Genomic DNA, 23,335 nt, shown 5'->3' with positions numbered 1-23,335 from the left:
GTTTCACCAAATAGCAGCTTTTACATTTCTGTATTTAAAATTTTCGGCTATAGCCGGTAAATTTTTAGATAATTGTCGAGTATTATGAAAAACATTTAAACACGTTAAAAGCAACTATTAAGAGGTGAAGAAAATGGTAACTAGAAATGATATTATTGCTTTCCTCGATGAGTACCTGGGAGTAAACTCCTTCCCCGACAAGTCTCGTAATGGGCTCCAAGTGGAAGGCAAAGAAGAGATAGAAAAAATTGCCTTCGCAGTTGACGCATGCATGGATACTTTTGTGAAGGCTAAAGCTCTGGGAGCTGATATGGTGATAGTTCATCATGGTCTTATCTGGGGTGGGATAGAGTACGTTAGAGGGCTAGTGCAAAGAAGGCTTAAATTCCTTCTTGAGAATGAGATCAACTTATATGCAGCTCATTTGCCCTTAGACGTCCATCCAGAGGTTGGCAATAATGCTCAACTTTTGAAACTTCTGGAGTTAGAGCCTATAGAACCCTTCGGAGAGTATAATGGTTTAAGCATTGGATATGTGGCCGAGTTTGAGGAGCCAAAACCTCTCCCGCTTATAGCCCAGATTCTTGTGGAAAAGCTAAAGACTGATTACGTGAAAGCTTATGAATTTGGAGTTGAGGAAATAAAAACCCTTGCCGTTGTGAGTGGTCGAGGAGGCTTTGCTATACCTGAGGCTATAGAAAAGGGGGTTGATCTTTTTATAACAGGTGAATTTTTACACGATGACTACCATAAGGCCAAAGAAGGAAGGCTCAGTGTTATTGCGGCTGGGCATTATGCAACTGAAACCCTTGGGGTTAAGGCCCTTATGCCCCTCTTAAGAGAGAAATTTGGGGTTAAAACAGTGTTTATTGATAATCCCACGGGGTTCTGACCTCCTCCCCGCCGTGAACGGCGAGGGTTCCGACGAGTTAACCCCTCGCTATTGACGAGAAGGTTTGAGGGGTTTCATTCAAACCCAGCATAAAGCGGGTCTTCGACCCCTCCGGGAGGGTCTTCCCCCAATTACCCCTACCCGCCGTTAAACCCGGCAGGCTCGGGGTTATCTTTTCAGCAACCTTCTTTAAAATGTTGAAGGCACCAACCAAGTCAGCATTCATTACAAACCCTTCCGCGGGACACTTAAACAAACCACGAACAAACCTAGCCCCTTCATGAGGCTTCCCGCAGAAGGGGCAAAGCTTTGAAGTGAAAGCCTCATCAACAAGCAAGACTTGAATACCAAACTCTTCCGAGACTTCCTTCAAGCGTTTGATAACGCTATTGAACCGCCAAACGTGGGAAAGAATGAAATTCTGCTTTTTGCCCTTTTCAGAATTTCGAGTGATTCCCTTTGGATAACCAACCACAATTCTGCTAACGCCTAATTGGTAAAGTTTCTCGACAGTTTGTCTTATTAAAGTGTTAACGTAGTGTCTCGCTTGAAGTTTGGCCTTTTCATGCATTCTCTTGAGTTTCCTACTCTTATTTGCTCCACTCTTATTGATTTTAGACTGGTACTCCGCAATCCGCTTTTGCCAGTAAAAGGCAATACTCTTGAGCGGTCTTCCATTAACTAAGAATGATTCACCATTCTCAAGGTAAACGGCCATTAAGTTGTTCACTCCCAAGTCAATGCCAGCAGTTAAACTTCCCAAGGATTGTCTTGGAATTTTAACCCAACCATTTCCATCCAATCTTTCTTCAACTTTTGAAATGGTGACGTGAGCGTACCACTTGCGTTTAACGGGATTGTAAATTAATTCTAACTTCCCTTGCTTGCCCTTCAAGTGAATCCTACCCTTGAATTGAACTTCCAACCGTTTAAATTTTCCAAGGCCTTTCAAAATCAGTTTGTTGTCTTCAATTTTATATTGAGTGTTCCTGAGAATTATGAGTCGCTTTTCCTCCCTTTTATAACCCGGCGGGTTTGGTTTTAACCACTTGGGAAGTTCTTTACTCTTCTTCATTCTAATTTGCGAGAAGAAGTCCCGCCAAGCTTCAGCATTCTTCCTGCAAACTTGTTGGACTGTTGCTGAGCCGATTTCACGCTTGTATTTTTCGTAAACGATTTTCTCAGTTTTGTTAAAATCCACAATTTCATGGTTAAAGAATTGTTGTCTTCTTAGGTAATTCACTTCATTCCAAACTTTAGCTCCAAGATCAGCTAACTCGAAGAGTGCTTTTTCTTGGGGTTTTGAAGGTTGTAGTTTGACTATTACTGTCCTCTTCATGTCAACTTGTAGTATGATTCTTAGGCTTTAAAAAAGTAACGCTTTCCAGCTCAAAAGCTTGCTTTAAAATTTCTGCATCCCCGCCCTAAAGGGGCGAGGCTTTCGAGAGAAAAAGTAAGACCATTGTTCCTAATTAAGGATCTCATACCTTAGAAGGTTGACTTCCTCCTGCATTAAAGGACGAGGCTTTCAAGAGGTAAGAGACTTTTTATTTTCCCTGCTTTCTTTTTCTGAAACCTTAAGCTTGAGTATTATATGTGGATTATTGAAAGAGGAATAACCCACACAAGCAGGTACCACTTGGCTAGTCTGGTAATTTCAAGTATTAGAGATTTTGTTACGATACTTACGAGAATTACAGGCGTGAAGTTGGCTTGGCAAGAGTTCAACAAATAGCAAGAAAAATGCTGAAGCTTGGAGGGATTTCTTCTAACGAATTAAAAAGAAAAAAGAGTAAAGAGTTACACTTTTGAAAGCCTCGCCTTTTGGGATGGGGAGGAGGTCAGCAAAGTGGGACTCCATCGAGTATTGTCACTACCAAAACAAATATTGAAGAGAGCAAGAGGAATATTCTCCCTATCTTTCTCATGCCCATCTTCCCTACATTATGGACCGGGATCTAACTCTTCGCAATATGGTCCCCCTCTTCACGATGATCCCGAGCACAATATGGACACCAAGAGACTACACAACTGGGACATATTCCATATGCTAAGCATTTCCTCTTGTATACGATTCAGCCGAAGCTTCATTTTGTTTATCTAACTCTCCTTCTTTTTATGAAATGAATGAGGATGCTGAGCGCTCCTGAAGCTGTTGCTACTATGCCATAGTACATTAAGGGAATTTTATTTTCGTTAGAGTGGAGTGAAGCAAAAATTAAAAGAAGCCCAAGTACAAGGACAAATACTCGAATGGTTTCTGACCTCCTCCCCGCCCTGAAGGGCGAGGGCTCCTCTCGGGAGTCATAACCCTCACCCTTCAAGGCTTTCATTGGTTTGCGGGCCCATCACCTATTCCTCTTGCGAGTTTCGGTTCGGCCCGAGGGCCGGGTCTTCGGCCCGTTACCCCTACCAGCCCGAGCTGGCTCGGGGTTATCGCCCCAAAGGCCACTCCTTAAAGTTTTAAACCACTTGAAGGCGGTTTTAAGGGGACGCCTAACGGCGTCTTCCCCCATGCAGGGGGACACGAGTGAAACCCTCACTAAAGGTTGCCCTTGGAGTGGCCTCTTCGAGACCCTATTACGTTGCAAGAGTTTAAAAAGGTTTCTACTTGAGGATCGAATTTTAGAATTCCTGCATCCCCGCCCTAAAGAACGAGGCTTTCACGAGGTAATGAAGGCACCTCAATCACCTCAATGTCCAGGTGGAAATTTCATTTTTTCATCCTCCCATTGTCCTTCATTAAAAATATCACCCCACAAGAGATCAAAATAATGAATCCACTTCCGCATACGGATTTTATATCGTTTTTTGTTTCAGTTACAATTATTGTACTCGTTTCTGTTTTGTTCAGAACCTCTGTTATGGTTTTGGTTACTATTTTAGTTTTTTCAGGAGTTTCTGCATACCTATTAAATAGAAGCTCGATCTTGCCGCTTTGTGAACCAATTACAATCAATTTTCCATCTCTTGAGATTTTACCGCTTGACCATTCCCCAACTTCAGACTCCCAAAGAGCTTTACCTTCTCTATCAAAAAGATAAATTTTGTTTCCAACAACAGTAATAATGAATTCGCCATCTTGAGACATTGACACCTCAAAATAGTAAAGCACCCCGCTTGCATCACTAATTGCACTGCTGAAAGAGTAGTATGAAGTCGGACTTAAAATCTTGGACCACAATAGATTCCCATTCTTGTCAAGAAAATATATATGAGTCGTTCCAACTGTTGGACTCCCTAAAATCTCCCCAATCTCGACAGATTCAACAGCTATATAATTGTTCTCAGAGAGTTTAACATCTACTACACTACCATCTACAGAATAACTCCACAGCAATTTCCCATTACTTCCAAAAACATGCAACTTTGATCCTATTCCAAAAACAATATAATTTCCATCAGCTGAAATCGAAAGAGGGTAAATTCTTCCACCAACTCGCCGAGTCCATATTAATTTTTCATTTTCAAAGAAATACAAAGTTCCGTTTTCCGTGCCTATTGCGATGTAGCTACCACAGGAAGATGTTGACAATCTAATTGATTCATTAAACTTGAACTGGGCAATTAACTTTCCATTTCTATCTAAAACATAGGCTTCCTTCTCCCCAACTCCAATCACTCTCTCTCCATATCTCGAAATGAAGATTCTATTTATCCTCGACGTATTATCATACTCCCACAAAAGGTTCCCATTTCCAGTGAGTAATGCAATGCCTTTTCCGCCAACAGCTATATAGTTGTTTTTTGAAAAAGAGATTGAAAATGCGTCATCGCGTTTCCAAAGCAAGCTCCCATTTGTATTAAATACATAAACTCTTTCCCCATTAGACGTCCCAATTGCAGCTATGTAAGAACTATTAGGAGATATTTCAACCTCGTTAATAAAGTCCTCTGTGTTATACACCCATTGAGACTCAAACTGAACTAGAGATATGAAAACGAAAAACAAAATAATGGAATAGGGGAGGATCTTCACTCAAATACCTCCTTACTTCTTTGCAAAATACTGAGAGGCAGTATCATCCGGTGCAAAGCATCCCCTGCAGTGTCCATTAGCCCATTCACACGCCAGGCCACAATCTCCCTTATATTTACATGCTAATACATATGGCCATACCATTAAATTAGTTACCATTGAATACGGTGGGTTTTGTGGATTTGTAGGCAGTTCTCTAAGCCAACTTGCTGATGGTTGACAATACCCCGTGCTCATATAGCAGTTATACTGGAAGATTAAATGAGTTTGTTGATATGTATGAACTTCTAGATTATATGCAGTTGCAGTATAAAAGAACTTTATTTGAATTGACCCTATATTAAGGTTATATTCTCTGCTCATGTAGTCAACATAAGGTTTATATGTTTCGAAAATCGCGCTTGGAGTATTACTGGAAGGAAATTCATATAAACAATAGTCTGCAACATGAGACTCTCCACTTGGGTAGGTATCTGAGTACATTCCAATCCATACTGCAGAAGGTCTAAGATTTGCGAAATTAGTTCCATCGCCTAATGGGTGTCCAAGTGGATCCGGACAACAGTTCACTACCTCCCCCTTTTCAATTTCTCTACAAACATATACGCCTCCAGATGTTACCCAACATTCCCACGGGGATGGAGAAGAACTTAAGGGCACTATGCCAAACATGCCAATACGAAGTATTTGTTCTCGTCGGGTTTTCTCCAATGCCGCATAGGTATACAGTTCATCTCTTTTCCTTAAATATTGGTAAATTTTATTCCAAAGTTTTCTTTTTTCTTTAAGTAATTGTGGAATACGCCCACTTAGATCTTGTTTATCGTTAATTTTTTTGAATATTGTTTGAAGATTGGTTTCTAAAGTCATTATTTCATTAAAAGTATCTTGAGCCAAGTCCCAATATAACTCAGCTAACTCGCTTGGGGTTTCTATTGTTTTATTCATCATGGGCAATAATTTTTGAACCTCTTTGGTATAATTATCAATAATGATCCTACTATCATATATAGTGTAAAGATTTTTTCCCGAGTATCTATTTAGAATTCTCCTTATAATCTTTTGTCTTTGATAAAACTCCGTTCTACTTTTTAAAAGTTGAATTTCATCTTCAAGCTTAACGATCTCTTCAAGAGTTTCAATGCTCTTAGTCCTGTTAAATTCGGCATAAAGCTTATGTAATTCTGCCTCTTTTTGATTAATTATCCTTGTTAAGTTCTCAATTTTCAAGTTCACTTCAACCAAAGCTTTCCCAACATCAAAATCCTGACAAAAACTACAAGCACCACAAGTTCCAGAACTAACTGGAACTCGAGAATCCTTGACTTCCTGGAACTGCCCAGCAAAACCAAAACTACTCAAAAACAACACTCCAACCATAAACAACACTACCCACCTTCGCATTCGCCCCCCCAAACAGGAACACTCACCAAATAATAAACACACAAAATATATAAACATTACTCTAAGACAACGTCAAGAAAACTCAACGACAATTGAGATGTTTGGAAAAATACCACTTGGTTAAAGAAGGAAACGCTACTTAGCAATAACAGTTAAAAATGTTCTTAATTCGTCTTCCACCTCTTTAGGATGAACAACCTCAACTTTCACTCCAAGCTCAGTGATATACTCAGTCACCCAGCTATTTCTTAATGGTCTGCCCCTGAAAGGATACACCACCCAAAGGTGCTTAAACCCATCTCTATGAGCCTTTATTGCGTTGTAAAGAATTCTCTGCTTTATCCACTTGTAGGAGTTCTCAAACTCAATCGCCAAAATTTTTTCATCCCCTCTCAAAATTGCCAAATCTATCCGGGCGCCATCTTTTGTAGAGAGCTCCTTTATGGCTCTAAATCCCATCATTTCTGAGATTTCAATTATATCATTGGTGAGAGCTTTTATCTTAATCTCAAAACCCTCCAAAAAGTTGAAAAAGTTAGAGAGCCTTTTTAAGCTCTTCAAGGGCTTCTTTGGCCTTTAGGATGTTCTTTATCTTTCCTTGGGCTAAGTCTTTCTTGCCTCCACCACCACCGCCAGCGACCTTTGTGAGTATTCTTATCAAATCACCTGCTTTGTAATCGAGATTTTCGCCTACGGTAACCACCACCGCACGGCTGTCTTCGCTTATCAACGCCACAATGCGGTTTGGTTTCTTGAGTTTAAGGGCTGCCTCTCTCAGGTGATCTATCTCTCCTTCGACCACAGCACCGATGAACTCTATTTCGCCTATTTTCTCAACTTTACTCTCGAGCTCATAGACTAAAAGCTTTGCAAGTTCTTTGTTAAGCTTTTCCACTTCTTTTCTTGCCTGTTTCCATTCTTCGAAGAACCTCTCCGCGGTCTCGGGTAATTTCTCTGGCGGTACTCTAAAGACTTCACTAGTTTTACTCAAAATCTCCTTTTCTTTCTGCCATTGTTTAATAGCCGCTTCACCACATGCAAAGATTATCCTCTCAACACCATCTTGTATTCTCTCTGTTCTTAAGATTTTTATTGGCCCAATTAGGCCAGTGCTTGATAAGTGTGTACCACCACATGCTTGAACGTCCCAGTCTTTGATGTTAAGCACCCTGATTATCTTTCCAGGCACAACACCACCTTGGTAGAGTCTGAAGCCATATCTTTGTTCTGCTTCTGTTCTTGGAAGCCATTCCCATTTTACCTCTCTATCTTCCATAACAATCTTGTTTGCTAGAAGTTCTATTTTCTTAAGTTCCTCCTCGCTGATACGCTTGTAGTGAGCTATGTCTAATCTTGCCCACTCAGTGGTTAACTGGGAACCGGCCTGCCATACATGTTTCCCAAGAACCCTAACCAAGGCACCCATAAGAACGTGGGTTCCGGTGTGGTGTCTCATATGTTGTATTCTCCTTTGCCAGTTAATTTTACCGTGGACAACTTCTCCTTCTTTGAATTTTTCTGGGTTCTTGACCTTGTGTAGTATTACCTTTCCTATTTTTTGGACATCCATCACTTCAACGTCATTTAGCTCTCCTAAGTCACACGGTTGCCCACCGCCTTCGGGATAGAAGGCTGTAGCGTCTAAGACAATCCAATTCTCGATCACTTTGAGGACTTTTGCGTCAAATTCTTTCATAAATGGGTCTTCATAATAGAGTGTCCTTGTATCTGGTAAATCCTGAACAAGCTCAAAGTCTACTATCTTTTGTTCTCCCTCTTCTTTTTTGGCAGTCTTCTCGGCTTCTTTTGCAATTAGGCTGTAGAAGTTATCTGGAACATGAACCTTCATACCCTCTTTTTCGGCTATTTCCTTTACAATTTCGGGAGTTAATCCATGGCTCTCATAGAAGAGCATGAGTTTATCAAGTGGAAGTTCTCCAATGTCCTGCTTTTTGAGTTTGTCTATTTCTCTCTTGACAAGTCCACTTCCTCTTTCTAAAGTTTCGGCATATTTCTTTTCCTCAACATTTACCATGTCTAGGATGACATCCTCCATCTCTTTGAATTCTGGGAATGTCTTGTGGAGTTCTTTTATGTGCAGTGCCATTATTTCACTAAGGGGGATCTCTAAACCAAGCTCTCTGAGATGTCTTATACTCTTTCTTATGAGAAGTCTTGCTAGATAACCGGCTTTTACATTTGATGGAACAACACCATCGGCTAGCATGAAGGTGAGAGCTTTTGTATGGTCTGCTATTGCATAGATGAGCTCGTATGGTCTAACGAGTCTTGTAAGTTCGTCTGGAGCAATTTCAACCTTTTTAGCAACCGTCTCTCTCAATACTCTCAGATCGCCCATATCTTCTATATCAAACATTCCAGCGAGGCGGGAGTTCTCCATTAGGATTCTATCATCTATCTTCTCCACTCCTGCCAGTCTCTCGAGCGGCTCAACGACATATCCAAGAACGGCATCATAGGCTGTGGGTGTCCCTTGGCTCATCCATACGAGCCTCTCTAGGCCGTAACCGGTGTCAACTACCCTCGTATCCATGGGAATGTATTTGTCTCCTTTTATCTCCACTATTTGAGATGGATCTGCATCGGGTGGGGCTAATTTATATTGCATGAAAACGAGGGTTGCCACCTCTAGGCCGCGGTAAAGCACTTCGAAAGCGGGCCCGGCATTTCCTCCTCCAGCCCATGGGTTTTCTTTGAAAGTTATATCCTCTCCTTTCATACCTAGATCTTTAGTAAAGAACTCATAAGCGTACTCAACAGTCTCATCCATCCAGTATATTGGTTTTCCAGGATAGTTGAAAGTGTGATGTGCCATCATTTCGAAGATTGTGAAGTGTCTGCCGGTAATACCCACGTTGTCAATATCAGTAAATCTAATTGAGGGTTGCGAAATAGTTAGGGGGTTTGCTGGGGGTTCGGCTTCTCCACTTATAACCCATGGTTGGAAGTCCATAATGCTTGCACCAACTAGAAGAACGTCATCTCTCCATCTAGGGAGTACTGGATAGCGTTTTACTCTTCCATGTCCGTTTCTCTCAAAAAAACCTAGAAATGCCTCTCTCATCTCGTCTAGAGTATATTTCTTTGGAATTCCTGGATTCCCAATGAACTCGTACTCATCACAGGGTGGGTCTCCACATGTCTCTCTATCCGGATCTAGAGTCCAGAATGGTTTCCCACATACTTTACACGTTTTTCTTATCCATCCTTCCTCTTTGAACATTCTAGTACTCATGTCCATGATTATCACCATTTCTAATTCTAACCTAAAAGTTGTGCTTTATGTTAAAAAGCCTTTGTCTGAATGAGGCTTCATAACTTTGGAGTAGAGATGAAAAATACGTTATTTGTCAACTTCTATATCTTTGAATTCGTCCTCATCAATTACTACAAATGGTATTTTCATCTTCTTAAGCATTTCAATGAGCTGGTTGTGTGTCTTTTCTAGTCTTTCTATTTTGTGCCTTAGGCTCTGGTTCTCAATGTAAAGACTAGTTGCTTCTTCTGTTTTCATGTTGAGTTGGGTTTTTAACTCAATTATTTCTTCTTCAAGCTCAATAATAGAACGTTCAAGTCTCTCTATTTCCTGATAGAGGTCCTTACAGAGGATTCTTTTTATCATTACGGTCAGCCCCGCGAAACTTCCTCATCACTCAGGGGGCTCCAGATTCATCATTCCGATTTTACATAATTTTCTATGTTTCTTTGGCCTTTTAATTTTTTGTTTATTTCTTCAATCAAAATTTTTATTCTTCTTTCCATGATTTCTGGCACTTTGGGGTTTAGACTCCCCAAAATCGCCATCAATTCCCTTAGTCTTTCCGTTTCCTCTGGTGGGATGGTATCGATAATGATTTCTATGATTCCTAATGCCCATATTGCAGTTTTCTTTTTTGTGAGTAATCTAGGCAAATATTTTAATATCAGTTCCCATGCATTCTTGTCCCACTTGTTTTTTAGATAATATTTAAAGAAAATTAGAGCTCTCATTTTGTGTTTATCTTCTAAAAACAGGAATTTGGCGATATCATTTGTATATTCTTGTGAATTTGGGAGGATACCTAATATTTTTGCAAGAATTTTCGCAGTTTTATCTACCATCCATTCATTATTTGTGGAAGAGAAAATTCTAAGCAGTTCAGGAACAAAAAGTCTAAACTCCTCTACGTTCTGGGAGTTTATCTCATCAGAAAGTTCATAAAGCTCCCAGAGAGCATCTATAATTTCTACACTATCACTGCTCCTTAATTTTGTCATGAGGTTTGAAAGATCTTTTTTCATTTTGTTCAATTCAAATTTACTATTTACATTCCCATCATTTCCAACTGTCTTTTTTCTGAGTGCTAGAGAGCTTAAACTGGGTATATAAATTGTTTTTTCTGTTAGGTCGGAGGGGATATTAAGGTACTTGGGCCCACTCACTAATCTGGGGAGACCTTCAATCCCTTTTTCTTTTTCTCTTTTGTTTTCTTTTATCTTCTGAGAAACCCATTTGATAATGTCTTCATTGCCTATTATCCCAGCTAAAGTCATGGCGTCTTCATACCTTTCTTCTTGAATTAAGTCCTCCAGTACTCTAAATGATTCGTTTATTCTCATACGATAGTATTCACGGATAAGCTCAATGAGATAATTGATAGTTCTTTTCAGTTCGCTTCTTATAAGCCAGCTTCCAGATTTTTCAATTTCTTTCATGACTTTTATCCATGCAAAGGATCTTTTGATAATCTCACCTGAATCTTGGTATTTTGTTGCAATCTCCTTGATAAGTTCAAGTGTAACTTCCACCACAGTTTCATCCTCACTCTCTAATAGACTGGGGATCTTTGATAAAATCCCTTCCAGAATCTCTGTTGATCTGATATCTCTAGTAGAATTCAAAAACCTCCAGAGGCCCCATGTTCCCAAGACTCGTACTCTATCATCCCCTGAGAGTGTCATTTCAGTAAGGTAGTTTAAAATAGACGGATGAGGTTTTATGAACTTCAAAGCTTTGAATGTATTTGCAAGCTGTAGGAATACAAAATCATTCTCTAGTATGCGTGGAATGCTAATTGTTTCAAAAATTTTTAAGGAAGCGTTAACTGGTAGTGATATTCCCTTTATTAATGATTCCAGCACTCTCAGGGTTAGTTCTTGGATTCTTTGATTTTCATCAAAGAGGTTTTCTAGCAGTGTCTCCAAACCTTCTTCTAAAAATCTCTTTCGTTGTTCTATATCAGTAAGTTTAACCTTTTCATTCAATATCTGAAGTGTTCTGATTTTTATGGGGAGATCTCCTTCTTTAATTCGCTCTAGTAATTTATTTAGACTCTCTTTGTCCACTCCTTTTTGAATAATTTCTTGAGTGTGTGAAGGCTGTTCTTTTATTACATAATCATTTTTGAAGAGCCCACCCATTCCACACCCCTTCGGACTTAAGGGGCATAATATTCGGGTCTTCTATCTTTAAATAGATCGTTAAATTCATTTAATTTTTTATTCCTGGCTTCTTCAACATTTATTTCGACGACACCAACTTCTTCTTTATCTTCACTTGCTCTAAGTAGGATTTCTGCTTTTGGTGAGTTTACCTGACTCATTCCTATGAATCTCAATCCTCTCTCTTGTCCAATTCTGTTTGCGGTTATGCTGAATACCCTGTTCTCGAGGCTCCTTATTGGCATGGCCCTTGGTGCATATGGGAGAACAAGGTTAGCTGGATGTGCTACAATGTCAGCTCCTTTTAGTGCGAGGGCCCTCATGGCCTCAGGGAAAATCCAATCAAAACAAATCATTATTCCAACTTTAGCAATTCCAATATTAAATACATGAAATCCAAGATTGCCTGGTTCAAAAAAGAGTTTTTCTCTGTAAAAAAGGTGGATTTTTCTGTATTTTCCAATGTAGCCTCCTCCAAGGGGCCCTACAATAACGGCAGAATTGTAAAGTTTTCCCTTTTCATCTTTTTCTGCGGTGCCGGCTACGATGAACATTTCATGTTCTTTTGCCTGTTCGACTAAAAATTGGGTTGTTTCACCATCCGGGACTTCCTGAGCTATTTCTATAACCTCATCTTTTGTCTCAAAGTTATATCCTGTGTCAAAGAGTTCAGGTAGCACAATAAGCTTAGCATCCTGTTTTGCAGCTTCTTTAATCAGTTTTTCTGCCTTGCTCAAGTTGGCATCTAAGTCTAAGAGTTTTGGCTCCATCTGAATGAATCCAACTTTCATTTTTCTCCCCCACAATTATTAGGTTTAATAAACAATATAATAATTTATCGGGAGTGCAAGGAGAGGCTAGGCGGGGATAATTGAAAAAACAAAATTTTAAGATCTTTTAATGACCTTAACATAGTTAACAACTCTTTACAAGTATAGATCGATATTGTGGGTATCACAAAGATGTTAAGGAGAGTTTTTGTTTCTATTTATCAATTATCAACTCTTTTCGTGGCTGTGGTATATTCAAAATAAGGGAAAAGTTCTGATTGGTCAAAATCGTTATTTATCTCCTTTATTTTGTCTTTTTTATTTTTGCTATACTCTGGTATCTTTTGATGGAAAAGCTTAAAAACCAAGCAAAGCGAGGATACTCTGGAACGATCATAGAGGTGATCATCATGAAGAGGAGACCAAGGAAATGGAAAAAGAAGGGAAGAATGAGGTGGAAATGGATTAAAAAGAGAATCAGGAGACTCAAGAGGCAGAGAAAGAAGGAGAGAGGACTGATCTGATCTTTCTTCCTTTGCCTTATCACTTCTATTTTTAAGTGATGCGTATGGAACCATTTTCTCTTTATGAGGAGCTTTCTCTTGAACTTAACACATCCTTTGGGAAAGTTCTTGTTTTGGGTGATCCTCACATAGCATTTGAGCTTTCTAGAGGTTTAAGGGTGAGAACTTGGTTTGAAAAGACCCTTGCAGAGTTTGTAAAATCGAAAAGACCGGATTTACTTATTGTTCTCGGAGATGTTAAAGAGCCTATTGGATTGGGAACTTTCACTAAAAAGCTGTTAATGGAGTTCTTTTCTGAGCTTACTGAGTTTAGAATTGTTATCACAAAGGGAAACCACGATGGGAAGATAGAAGAAATAACAGCAAAGTTTGAGAACATAAAAGTTGTGGATTATTTTATTTTGGATAACATGCTTTTTCTTCATGGGCACCAATCGCTTCCAAAAGTTGAATTCAAAAGAGCGATTTTAGGTCATATTCATCCTGCAGTTAGTGTAAAGATTGGGAATAGGACTAAAAAGGCCAAATGTTTTTTTAAAATTGGTAACTTCTTAATTCTTCCTACAGTAAATCCATACATAGAGGGGTTTGATGTAAGGGAAGGAATAAAAATGGTGCCCTTTTTAAAGAGATCTTCAGAGGGGGAGGCTTATCTTCCAGATGGCACGTACCTCGGAGTGATTGAACTAGACCCGAAACCTTAAAATATTATGAAGATAAATTTTCATAGGTGTGAGGCAAAGATGGGAGAGATTTATGATAAACTGGAAGGGCTCCTAAGAAGCTTGGGTTTTAAAAAGAATGAACTTAGGATATATCGTCTTCTTCTTGAGAAAAACAGTTCTATGAGAGTTACGGAAATAAAAGAAGAGCTGGGAATAAGTGAAAGGAGTGTTAGGGAGCATGTGCTTAATCTCTATAGGCGTGGAGTTCTTAAAAGAGAGCTTATAGAGAGGGGTTGGCTTGGTTACGCTTACTCCGCAGTTTCTCCATCGGAACTCTTGGCAAAACTTAGGGAAAATGTCGTGAAGAAAATAAATGAAATTGAAAAGGAACTAAAAAGAGACAATGTCGAGTGATTTCAATATCTCAAGAGCCTTCTCAAGTTTTTCCCGGTCTATTTCTCCAAATTCCTCTTTCAACACATTGTAGGTTTCCTCTTCTGATAGCATTTCACCAAGCATTAAGAGTTCGTGGAGGAGGATTCCTATTTTTCTATCTTCGAGTATTTTAGCCAATTCTGTTCCTTTCTTTTCGTCTAACTGTCGGATGGAACGGGTAGAGATTATCCCCTTTCTTTGCCACTTTAGCCAGGGGGTTGATTTCAATTCATGTCCTAAATTTATTCCTAAAAAGTCCGAATCTCTGTTTAATCCATTCATGACGAGTTTCTCGGCAACTTCAAGATCTTTTTCCATATTCAGCTCTCCTAAGTACTTCATTGTATATGCCCTTGCAAACCGTTTGAGTTGGTTGATCTCTCCTTTAGAAAGTGCTAATGAAGTTGCTAGAACGGCTTTTCCGATAATTTCGAGGATCTCTTTACTAATTTTCTCAATGCTGTCTTCACTTGAATGATAAAACTTATCAGGCCATGTTATAGGCATCACACTTGGAATCCCAAAAATGTTGAAGACATCATGATCACTTCCCATCTCGTAGGGATAGCTTTTCGCTTTCATCTTTGGTAATGGACTTCCCCCAAAACTTTCTCCCTCGGAGTTTGCCAAGTTAATGAAGTATTCCAGTAGTCCTGATATTATAGAAAATCGTGAAAGAGGGGTTTTTATTATCATTATAGTCGATCCAGACCTGTCTTCGCTACCGCCAACCATGTCTAGATTTATCACTGCATAATACTCTTCAAGACGAGCCCAATTTTCTATAAAAGCCTGAGTGCCATAGTGCTCTGGAATCCAGAGAAATGCAAATCCAAATCTGAAGGAGTTGTTGTAGAACTCTTTGAGAACTCTGGCTAGCTCTATTAACATGGCCGCGCCACTTGCATTATCATTTGCTCCGGGTTTGGGATGGCACATATGTGCCGTAAAGAGAATGTAAGGAGGACTTCCTATTTTGGCATATACAAGGGGTAAGGTTTGTTTCTCTGAGATAACACTCTCAACTTTGAGTTTCACTTTTATTTTTTCCCCTTTTTTGAGTTTTTGAATAATCTTGTTTGCAATTTTTTCGCTGAGAGTAACTGCCGGGATTTTTGCCCACTTTAAATCATTTTTGGTCAAAAACAGCCCTATATATGGAAATGCTTTTCCGGTCCCTTTTTTGTATGCTATGAATCCTATGGCACCATTTTCGTTAGCTTTTTTATAATTTTCGTACCATTTTTCTCCGATAAGGACTACTTTTCCTTTTACTTCTTTCCAATCTTCTTCTTTATCGACTGCTATAACTTCGCCTTCAACGTCACCTGGTGGTGAATGAGCCATCACGATCAGAGGGGTTTTTGATGTGGTTATCTGTTCTTTATCGATCTTTATCTCTCCATAAACGAGATCCCATGGAATCGGGGAGGCTAAGGTTAAATGCCATTTTTCCCCATCGTAAACTTCTTCTAAGAGTTCAGCTTTAATACCATTTATTCTGAGTTCTTCCAAAATATATCTTGCAGCCTCAACAAGCTCTTTAGAGCCCTGGATTCTGTGAAATTTGCTGATTTCTCCAATATAATTTATGACATTTTCTGCATCAAAAACATCGCTTTCTTTCAAAAACTCCCTCATTCCCAACACCAGATAAAATGAGTTAGAAAAAGCAATAAAGTTTACTATTCGGATTCTTTTCTTGGCTCTAGAGAAATGACCTTGTAAAAGATAGATTCAATTTGAGGATATGCTTGTTGGGGCGATGGAGAAATCATTCTTCTCCACCGAGCATCTTAGGGAAAGAGAGCATTTTTGGGGCTTCTATGGACTTTATGAGTTTGAGTATCTCAGGAGGTTCCATTATTTTTGGTGTTTTTGCAAATGCTTGGTATTCTTCTTCAATTTCTTTTTTTTCTTTGGTTTCGGCAGCTTCTTTTGTACTCTCAGGAATGATCTCAGATTCTAATTTACTGAGTCCAAGTTCTATTTCTTTTAATCTTCTGGCCTTTCCATCTTCTAGCCCCTTTTCATATGCTGTTCTTACTTCATTATATATACCAAAGAGCTTTGCCTTTTCGTAGATTTCTCCTTTTTTCTTGGAGACCCAGGAGACCCATTCTGTATGTCCCTTATACCCAACAAAGTATCCAAACCTATAAGCCTCTTTTATAAGTTCTTGCTTTTTGGTTGCTTTTTCACTCATCTCAGTCACCAGGGTGCTTCGTTATACACCTCTATGCCATTTTCCGTGATTTTTATTTTCTTCAAATTATTGTCATGTGAGGTTCCTCTCATTTTTAGTATTTGAAGCGCTCTTATCATGTTATATTGTCGCATAAAATGATGCATCATTATCACTCCACTGGCCACGTAGTAGTCATCTGTGTATTTTTCAGACTCCATCATCTCTGTTATTATGATTGCAGTTATTTCCATGGTAGAAAGCAGTTTTATTAACCTCACAACCTCTTTTCTTTTATTTTCAGGATCTTTTACCATGAATTCTAATGGAGTAAAGGAATCTATGACAACTCTTTTTGCATTTTCATGCAATATGATACTTTTTATTTCCTCTAAAATCTCTGCCCACGTTGGTTTTTTGCTTCCTTGGGTTAAAACAGCTCCTAAGTCATATATCACAATTCTTTTGCTCCGAATGTGGGAGAGAAGGTTGAACTTATAATAGAGCATGTCCTGAATTATAGTCTTGGGGTCATCAACTAGGGAAATATAAATCCCCTTTTCCCCGTTCTTAGCTCCTTCAACTAAAAACTGAATTCCCAAGGTGGTTTTACCACTACCTGGGGGCCCAGTAACAACGTAGACTCTGCCGGGGATAAGTCCTCCTCCGATGAGACTATCAAGCCCCTTTACTCCAGTAGAGACACGGGTATATATTGGGAGTGATTTATTTTCCATCATGTTCTCCTCCACTTATATTTCAGCACGGAAATATTTATTCTTTTCTTTCTCCTTAAGGATAGGGCGGATCATCCCCATGTAATGTTTCGATTGAAGATAAACCGAACTATAAAGGAGAATCCGATACCAATGAGGTTTGCAATTAAATAGTGGAGTCCCATGTAAAGGAGGATTAAGTAAATAACCCATTGTACTAGAGCTCCAGTGAGAGCAGCAAGATGGAAGTTTAGGAGTCTTAAGTGAAAAGGTTTTCTTTTTAAGTCTTTAAACGTCCAGATGTCATTCCATATAAAATTGTTGAGTATTGAAAGCTCGGTAGCTGGAAGAACGGCCAGTCTTTTGTCCCAACCTAGAAACTCGACGAAACCTAGGAGTGCTCCCTCATTTACAAAAATCCCGCTTAAACCCACAAAAGAAAATTTAATCAATCGATCTATTTCCCCTTCCCATCTCATCAGGCGATAGATGTGCCTCAGGTAGTTAATGATCTGTTTTTGGCTTAGCTTGCTTTCTCCGGCTCGTCGCAGGCCAAATGTGAACGGGATCTCAACAACTCTCTCATATTGTCCTTTTATGAGTATTTCAAGAAGTATTTTGAATCCCACTGGAGTTAGATCAGTTTTCGCAATGACATCCTTTTTGAGGGCAAAGAATCCACTTACCGGATCTTTCACGTTTCTTATCTTCGGTAGAGCAACTCTCCCAATCATTATGGCTCCTTTTGATACGAGCTTTCTCCACCAGTACCAATTTTCAACTTTCCCTCCTTTTGTATACCTGCTCGCTATGGCGATCTCTGCTCCGTTTTCAATAGCCTCAATAAGCTTGGGAATGACTTCAGGGGGGTGCTGAAGATCTGCGTCCATAACTACAAATATATCTCCTTTGGCTTCTTTAAATCCTCGTATGACTGCTGAAGATAGGCCTTTTTCTCTTGTTCTCCGTATAACTTTCACAGGATATATCTTTCCGAGAGTTTTTGCTTTTTCCCAAGTTTTATCGGGGGAATCATCATCTACCACGATTATCTCGAATTCATGGTCTCTTAGGGCTCTTGAAATTCTCTCAAAGAGTTCCTCAAGGTTTTCCCGCTCGTTGTAAGTTGGTATTATTATGGATATCATAAAAACCCCTCAATTTTATGCGAATATACCTTTATATTGTTTTTTGAAAACTTCACCCTTTAATGCAGGATCTATCCCATTTGTTTGTTCTTAGAAAGATTTATAACTTGGCTCTTGGAAGTTAGCGCTGGGGGGCCGTGGGGTAGCTTGGCCTATCCTTCCGGCTTCGGGAGCCGGGGACCCGGGTTCAAATCCCGGCGGCCCCACCAAAGGTTTCTGGGTGAGACCATGCCCTACCTTGTGATTGAGCATCTTGAGGAAATAAGCGAATGGCTTTGGTTAGAATACTCCCACGTTTCAAAGTGGTGGGGGAACAAGCTTATTTTTACAAATGTAAGGGAAGATGAGAGGGAAAAACTTGCAAAGCTTGGGAGCGTTGTCTCAGAGAGTGTTGTAAGATTTCCTTTTGACCGCTCAAAGATTATTGTTCTCGATCTCCAAGCTGAGGAGGAATTAAAACCTGAGGATATAGAGGAGGACACTATAATAATAGTCGGCGGGATTCTTGGTGATGCTGTTCCAAAAGGAAGGACAAAAGAATTTATTACATCGAGAATGGAGGGTGTTAAAGTCAGACACATTGGGAAACCCCAGTATTCAATTGACGGTGCCTCAATTGTCGCTAAATTAATAGCAGATGGTAAATGTTTGAAGGATATAGAATATGAAGAAAACCCAACAATAAGGCTTGATGAATTTAGTGAGATTACCCTCCACTATGCTGTTCCAAAACTTGATGGGAAGCTTTTGCTTACACCTGGATTAATTGAGCTACAAAAGAAAATGCTTGGATTTGATGAGGATATAGGTGATGAAGAGCTAATAAAGTTTTTTGAGGGGAAGATAGAGCTTTAAAACCTTTTTTCTAACTTTTCCAAGATATTAACTTCTGTTTTCTTAGGCCAGACTTTATTGATCGAACGTATCCTTACTACCGCAAATCCATTATTTATCCTAATCAGGCCTTTCAGGAGTTTTTTGAACTTTTTGTTCACAGACTTCATCCCAGTTAATTAGAATTCCTAAAAACTATATAATATTTTCCAATACTGCTCTCGTAAAAGGCTTGCTTCGTTCCTCATATCTACCCACAACTATCTTTTCATGAGTGGAATCAACTCTTTCTCCATTTCTCACTAATTTGAGCTATCTCTCTGCTAACGTCCTCTCTGTCTTCTTTGTCTACAATAAGAAATATTTCTTGAACACTTCCATCACTCTTTGCTAGAAGCTTTAGGCCGGTAAGCGTTTCTCTAACCACTTTAATCTCAAAACCTCTTGAGTCACTCGAATAAATTCTCCCTGGAATGACTTTTTTAACTCCTTTTAACGCTGAAATCTCCTCGAGAACCTTCTCAATACCCTTGAGTAAATGGTGTTCTCGTTTAACACCTCTTTTGAAGTACTTTGGCATGCTCTCACCAGGAGCTATGCTTTCTTTCTAACCTTAACAGCAATTCCTCTTCTCGCTTTTATCATTTCTTCTCCACTTAGAACAGCTTTACCGACACCAACCACTTTTTCGTCTCTTACAACACCAACAATATCGTCCGGCCTTATCTTGGTATCAGCCTCGTTCACCCCGATAGCAAAAACGTCTCCCCTGAGATCGAAATCTATCTTTACGTAATAGCTTTTTGTTGCTTCATAAATGAGCTGCATACCAAACGGAGTCACACTTATTACTCCATCCTGATATGTCCCAGTTTGATTGTTGTCTACCATGAGGCGAAGCATTTTAGATCCAATAATTCTGGCGCTTTCTGGTAAAACAGCATCTCCTGCTCCGATACCAAAGTAGAAGTCAAATACTTTTCTTATATTTTCATAGAAACGATAAGTTTTGTCTTTTTTTCCGCCTTTTGGCTCGAGAGTTATTTCTCTTATTGTTTCCTTTAGGGAGCTTAAACTTTCCTTGCTTGTTGTTCTATTTTTAACTTTGGTAAAAACTATTTCTCTTCCACTTATTTCGCTCGCTCTCTCTGCTACTTCTACATAGGCCTCATCCAGGTGTGCTATGATGGGAATGTGTTTTGGATACTTTTCGAGGGTTTTAGCTAATAACTCTGCTGCACTGCTTATTTCTTCCTCACTCCAGTGGCCAGTAACAACAATGTCATATTTAGCCAACCACTCCCATTCTCGTGGCACTACGCCATAGGGTGACGTTAGGATAAGCTCATGTATTCTATAAATCCCGCTTCCAAGAGTTTCTTTAAGTGCTCTTCTATACAACATGTGGCTCCTTGAGTGCGAGTATGGCTTTTTAGCCGAGCAAGGAAATAAAAAGAGTGCTTCTATATTTTCTGGAGGAGTAAATCTCTCAACTACTCTTTCCCTCCATCTTATGACCTCTGGTCTATTCTGAGATGCATCACTTATGAAGTACACGGTTTCTTTTTGGATTGGTGTGTATTTTTCCAAATAATCTGCGTGCTCTTTGTCAGCTATCCTCAATATGCCCATGTGAGATTGAGTATAGAAAAAGTTTTCAACAAGATAGCGAAGTTTATTTTCTTCAAGAGCTTTTCTAACTAATTCTATTGTTTCTTTTGCAAATTCTAGAGAATTTGCTCCATCTTTCCATAATATTGGTGAAAATTGAGTAAAACCTATATTGCGAAAATCGTAAAGTTTTAGAGAACGGGTATCAAAGGCGTCTATTCCTAAATACACGGCTAAGGGGTAAAAGATGGGTTCTAGATCAGCGATAATCATTAGATTTGGGTCTTTTTCTCGGATTAGGCGAATTATTTCTACAAATTTCCGATATTCCCTTATCAGAATTTTAGAATTCCCAAGGTAAAGAGCATCAAAATTCTTTTGAGAGAAAAGTTCTTCAAGAAATTCTTCCATGTATCTTGTATCTCTTACTGTAGGGAGGTAGATAGCATTAAATTTTGAATAATCAACATTATAGAGTCTTTTTAAAGCTTTCTCTATTATTTCTCTTGGAGTGTAAAAGCTGAGGGGAATCGACGGTGCAAGGGTAAAGTCATAGTCTTCAAACTCCTTAGGGTAGAAGTATGAATTGAAAGGAGAGAGTGTAAAATCAACATTAACAAGTGCAGGAGTCTTAAAACTTCTATCTTTAACTCTAACCAGGCCAAGTCTTCCAGGGCCTTCGTGTTTTATGATTTCCATATTTCACACCAAGTTGTATCTCTGCAGGAGCAGTAGCTCATCGAGAGTAAGTTTTTCGCCGCGTTTGAACTTTTCGAGAGCTTCTACAGCTCTTTCAAAGGTAGCATCCTTCTTTGATCTCATTTTTGCTACCATTTTATATGCTATGAGCTCCTTGTGTTTCTGGTCAAACTCAAGTATCTTCCTTTCTACTTCTCTTAGTTCCCTTCTGATTTCTATGATCTTTTCTCTTAGTTCAAGGACTTTCTGGTGGTATTCATCCGCCTCCTTTTTAATTTCGTCTGCTTGTTGGTATGCCTTGAGCATTTGTTCATGGAATTGTTGGCTTTGGTTTGCTAGTTTTTGTATTTCCATACCCATGGCCCGTCTAGCTCTCTTTAGACTTTCGATCTTTTTTCTTGTCTCCTGTAATTTTTTGTGAAATCTTTCAGCTTGTTGGAGAATCTCAAGCTCTGTAGCTAAAACTTGGATTTGATCAACTATTTGTTTCTCTCTTTCAGGGGTGGTTGGGTTGGTTTGCAACTCCCATTCTAGCTTTTCTATCCTTTCTTCAATTTTCTCCTTTGGCATCTTAAGTCTTCTAAGTTGTCTGTATTCATCCCTCTTAGCTCTGTATTCCATGGCCTCTTGATATAGAAGATCAAGCTTGGCATTTATGTCCTCCCTGTTCTTTTTAAGTTCTTGAATTTGTTGGTTAATCTCATCTCTCTTACCCTTATATTCTCTGGCTTTTTCCCTTAGTTGCCTTACTTCGTTATTCTTTTCATCTCTCTTTTGAATCCATATATTTAGCTCTTTTTGAAGCTGGTCTAATCTCTCTTGAATTCCCTTTTTCTCTCTTTCTAAAGCCTCTATTTCGGCTTTTATCCTTTTAATTTCTTCTGGGTCTACTTTCACTTGCATGGTCTCTTCCCCTTCCTTCATTTTAGAATAGTTAATCATAATCTCACCCTGATTTAAGCCTCACTAAGTTGAAGTAAAAACCAAATAAAAACTTTTTGGCTAAAATGGGAAATCATTCAATGAAATTGAGAATATTTGTTTAACTTTTCTAAAAGATGAAGGAAATAAAAACAAACCCCTCACTTATTCTTTCCCTTGTTGTTTTACTGGATAAGGCATGAATTCCACAGTCCCTCTTTGCTTAACTGGCTGCTTATATAGCTCCATTAATGCGTAAACCTCTTCTGGGACGTTGGTATCTATGTCGAGTCCTAGTTCCTTGGCATGTTCAACAGTGATTGGATAATCATGGGTCCATCTACCTTCCGTTAAAATCTGAGCTAAGTTTTTAGCTTTTTCTTCTCCATACTTATCTTTTAAGAGATTGTATATGAAATCTTGGACTTGAGTTATTGCCTTCTTAGCAACATCCGCTAGTATCAAAGTTTGATCTTCTACCTTTTCTTTTCCTTTTTGCTCTACTGCTCTTATTATACTTGGAGCAGGATATTGGCCTAACTGGGGATCAACAGGACCTAAAACGGCGTGGGGATCCATTATAATCTTATCTGCGGCAAGGGCTATTAAAGTTCCACCGCTCATAGCATAGTGAGGTATTATCACCCTCGTCTCAGCTGGGTGGTCTTTTAGGGCTTTTGCTATTTGTGTTGCCGCCAAGACTAGGCCTCCTGGTGTGTGAAGAATTAAGTCTATGGGTTTATCCTTTGGTGCCATTCTAATAGCCCTAAGTATCTCCTCGCTGTCCTCTATGCTTATGAACTTATAAACTGGAATTCCGAAGAAACCTATGCTTTCTTGTCTGTGTATCATTGTGATTATTGTGGAATTTCTTTTTCTTGCTAGTTTTTCTAGTAGCTTTGTTCTTGCTACTTGTAATTGCCTGTACTGGATTTGTGGCCCCATGAGTAGGAAAAAGAATAATATCCACCATATCAATGATCCTATGAATCCACTGAATGGATCCATAGAATCACCTCACTCAGCTTTTTGTGGATTATTATAACTTGAAGTTTTTAAAAACTTTTGGTAAATGAAAATTGAAAATCTCGCTTGATTGAACTAAAATAG

At 39.1% G+C, this 23,335-nt stretch carries 21 protein-coding genes and 1 tRNA gene; 5 read left to right on the top strand and 17 right to left on the bottom strand.

Annotated elements, in window-relative coordinates:
- The first annotated feature begins 133 nt into the window (after positions 1 to 133).
- Positions 134 to 892: a Nif3-like dinuclear metal center hexameric protein gene (locus tag K1720_RS02145; RefSeq protein WP_251949581.1), complete on the top strand. Its 759-nt coding sequence runs from the start codon at positions 134 to 136 to the stop codon at positions 890 to 892.
- A 37-nt stretch (positions 893 to 929) separates the two neighbouring features.
- Here K1720_RS02145 and K1720_RS02140 read toward each other — a convergent pair whose 3' ends face one another.
- The 9 genes from K1720_RS02140 to K1720_RS02100 all read right to left on the bottom strand — a co-directional run bounded on the left by K1720_RS02140 (position 930) and on the right by K1720_RS02100 (position 12,508).
- Positions 930 to 2,231, bottom strand: a complete 1,302-nt coding sequence (locus K1720_RS02140) for an RNA-guided endonuclease InsQ/TnpB family protein (RefSeq protein ID WP_251949580.1) — start codon at positions 2,229 to 2,231, stop codon at positions 930 to 932.
- Between the two features lie 757 nt (positions 2,232 to 2,988).
- Positions 2,989 to 3,225 (bottom strand): hypothetical protein, encoded by a 237-nt coding sequence (locus K1720_RS02135; protein WP_251949579.1) that lies wholly within the window; start codon positions 3,223 to 3,225, stop codon positions 2,989 to 2,991.
- 380 nt (positions 3,226 to 3,605) lie between these two features.
- Positions 3,606 to 4,871, bottom strand: a complete 1,266-nt coding sequence (locus tag K1720_RS02130) for an outer membrane protein assembly factor BamB family protein (RefSeq protein ID WP_251949578.1) — start codon at positions 4,869 to 4,871, stop codon at positions 3,606 to 3,608.
- A gap of 12 nt (positions 4,872 to 4,883) precedes the next feature.
- On the bottom strand, positions 4,884 to 6,275 hold the full coding sequence (locus K1720_RS02125) for a coiled-coil domain-containing protein (RefSeq protein WP_251949577.1): 1,392 nt from the start codon (positions 6,273 to 6,275) through the stop codon (positions 4,884 to 4,886).
- 135 nt (positions 6,276 to 6,410) lie between these two features.
- Entirely contained in the window at positions 6,411 to 6,797 is a 387-nt protein-coding gene (locus tag K1720_RS02120; protein WP_341480970.1) for a hypothetical protein, read from the bottom strand.
- 13 nt (positions 6,798 to 6,810) lie between these two features.
- A complete protein-coding gene (gene alaS / locus K1720_RS02115; RefSeq protein ID WP_251949576.1) occupies positions 6,811 to 9,537 on the bottom strand; it encodes an alanine--tRNA ligase in 2,727 nt (908 codons plus the stop codon).
- Positions 9,538 to 9,639: 102 nt separating this feature from the next.
- Positions 9,640 to 9,918 (bottom strand): initiation control protein YabA, encoded by a 279-nt coding sequence (locus tag K1720_RS02110; protein WP_251949575.1) that lies wholly within the window; start codon positions 9,916 to 9,918, stop codon positions 9,640 to 9,642.
- A gap of 50 nt (positions 9,919 to 9,968) precedes the next feature.
- Complete coding sequence (locus tag K1720_RS02105) at positions 9,969 to 11,696, bottom strand: hypothetical protein (protein ID WP_251949574.1); 1,728 nt, start codon at positions 11,694 to 11,696, stop codon at positions 9,969 to 9,971.
- A gap of 17 nt (positions 11,697 to 11,713) precedes the next feature.
- Positions 11,714 to 12,508, bottom strand: a complete 795-nt coding sequence (locus K1720_RS02100) for a nitrilase (RefSeq protein WP_251949573.1) — start codon at positions 12,506 to 12,508, stop codon at positions 11,714 to 11,716.
- A gap of 547 nt (positions 12,509 to 13,055) precedes the next feature.
- Between K1720_RS02100 and K1720_RS02095 the strand changes: the two genes are divergently transcribed.
- The gene (locus tag K1720_RS02095) at positions 13,056 to 13,715 is read left to right on the top strand and encodes a metallophosphoesterase (RefSeq protein ID WP_251949572.1); all 660 of its coding nucleotides are present in this window, start codon (positions 13,056 to 13,058) and stop codon (positions 13,713 to 13,715) included.
- 39 nt (positions 13,716 to 13,754) lie between these two features.
- Entirely contained in the window at positions 13,755 to 14,090 is a 336-nt protein-coding gene (locus K1720_RS02090; RefSeq protein ID WP_055281232.1) for a transcriptional regulator, read from the top strand.
- Here K1720_RS02090 and K1720_RS02085 read toward each other — a convergent pair.
- From K1720_RS02085 to K1720_RS02070, 4 genes are all read right to left on the bottom strand, one after another.
- Entirely contained in the window at positions 14,067 to 15,752 is a 1,686-nt protein-coding gene (locus tag K1720_RS02085; RefSeq protein ID WP_251949571.1) for a DUF4910 domain-containing protein, read from the bottom strand. The genes K1720_RS02090 and K1720_RS02085 overlap by 24 nt on opposite strands.
- 133 nt (positions 15,753 to 15,885) lie before the next feature.
- Positions 15,886 to 16,317, bottom strand: a complete 432-nt coding sequence (locus tag K1720_RS02080; protein WP_251949570.1) for a hypothetical protein — start codon at positions 16,315 to 16,317, stop codon at positions 15,886 to 15,888.
- 5 nt (positions 16,318 to 16,322) lie between these two features.
- Complete coding sequence (locus K1720_RS02075) at positions 16,323 to 17,048, bottom strand: RAD55 family ATPase (protein WP_251949569.1); 726 nt, start codon at positions 17,046 to 17,048, stop codon at positions 16,323 to 16,325.
- 56 nt (positions 17,049 to 17,104) lie between these two features.
- Complete coding sequence (locus tag K1720_RS02070; protein WP_251949568.1) at positions 17,105 to 18,160, bottom strand: glycosyltransferase; 1,056 nt, start codon at positions 18,158 to 18,160, stop codon at positions 17,105 to 17,107.
- Positions 18,161 to 18,291: 131 nt separating this feature from the next.
- On the opposite strand from K1720_RS02070, the gene K1720_RS02065 reads away from it, so the two are divergent.
- Both K1720_RS02065 and K1720_RS02060 read left to right on the top strand, forming a co-directional pair.
- Positions 18,292 to 18,369 (top strand) — tRNA-Pro (locus K1720_RS02065).
- A gap of 19 nt (positions 18,370 to 18,388) precedes the next feature.
- On the top strand, positions 18,389 to 19,015 hold the full coding sequence (locus tag K1720_RS02060) for a hypothetical protein (protein WP_251949567.1): 627 nt from the start codon (positions 18,389 to 18,391) through the stop codon (positions 19,013 to 19,015).
- A gap of 259 nt (positions 19,016 to 19,274) precedes the next feature.
- Here K1720_RS02060 and K1720_RS02055 read toward each other — a convergent pair whose 3' ends face one another.
- The 4 genes from K1720_RS02055 to K1720_RS02040 all read right to left on the bottom strand — a co-directional run bounded on the left by K1720_RS02055 (position 19,275) and on the right by K1720_RS02040 (position 23,233).
- A complete protein-coding gene (locus K1720_RS02055) occupies positions 19,275 to 19,574 on the bottom strand; it encodes a DUF2103 domain-containing protein (RefSeq protein ID WP_251949566.1) in 300 nt (99 codons plus the stop codon).
- Between the two features lie 14 nt (positions 19,575 to 19,588).
- On the bottom strand, positions 19,589 to 21,304 hold the full coding sequence (arcS, locus tag K1720_RS02050) for an archaeosine synthase subunit alpha (protein WP_251949565.1): 1,716 nt from the start codon (positions 21,302 to 21,304) through the stop codon (positions 19,589 to 19,591).
- A 3-nt stretch (positions 21,305 to 21,307) separates the two neighbouring features.
- Positions 21,308 to 22,207 carry a coiled-coil protein gene (locus K1720_RS02045; RefSeq protein WP_251950451.1) on the bottom strand — a complete coding sequence of 300 codons (900 nt, stop codon included), beginning with the start codon at positions 22,205 to 22,207 and terminating at the stop codon, positions 21,308 to 21,310.
- Between the two features lie 183 nt (positions 22,208 to 22,390).
- The gene (locus K1720_RS02040; protein ID WP_055281248.1) at positions 22,391 to 23,233 is read right to left on the bottom strand and encodes an SDH family Clp fold serine proteinase; all 843 of its coding nucleotides are present in this window, start codon (positions 23,231 to 23,233) and stop codon (positions 22,391 to 22,393) included.
- Positions 23,234 to 23,335: the final 102 nt, after the last annotated feature.

This window comes from Thermococcus argininiproducens, assembly GCF_023746595.1.
GTDB classification, from domain to species: Archaea; Methanobacteriota_B; Thermococci; order Thermococcales; family Thermococcaceae; genus Thermococcus_A; species Thermococcus_A argininiproducens.
The sequence above is the reverse complement of the archived record's forward strand: the minus strand, read 5'-3'. Positions and strand labels throughout refer to the sequence as shown.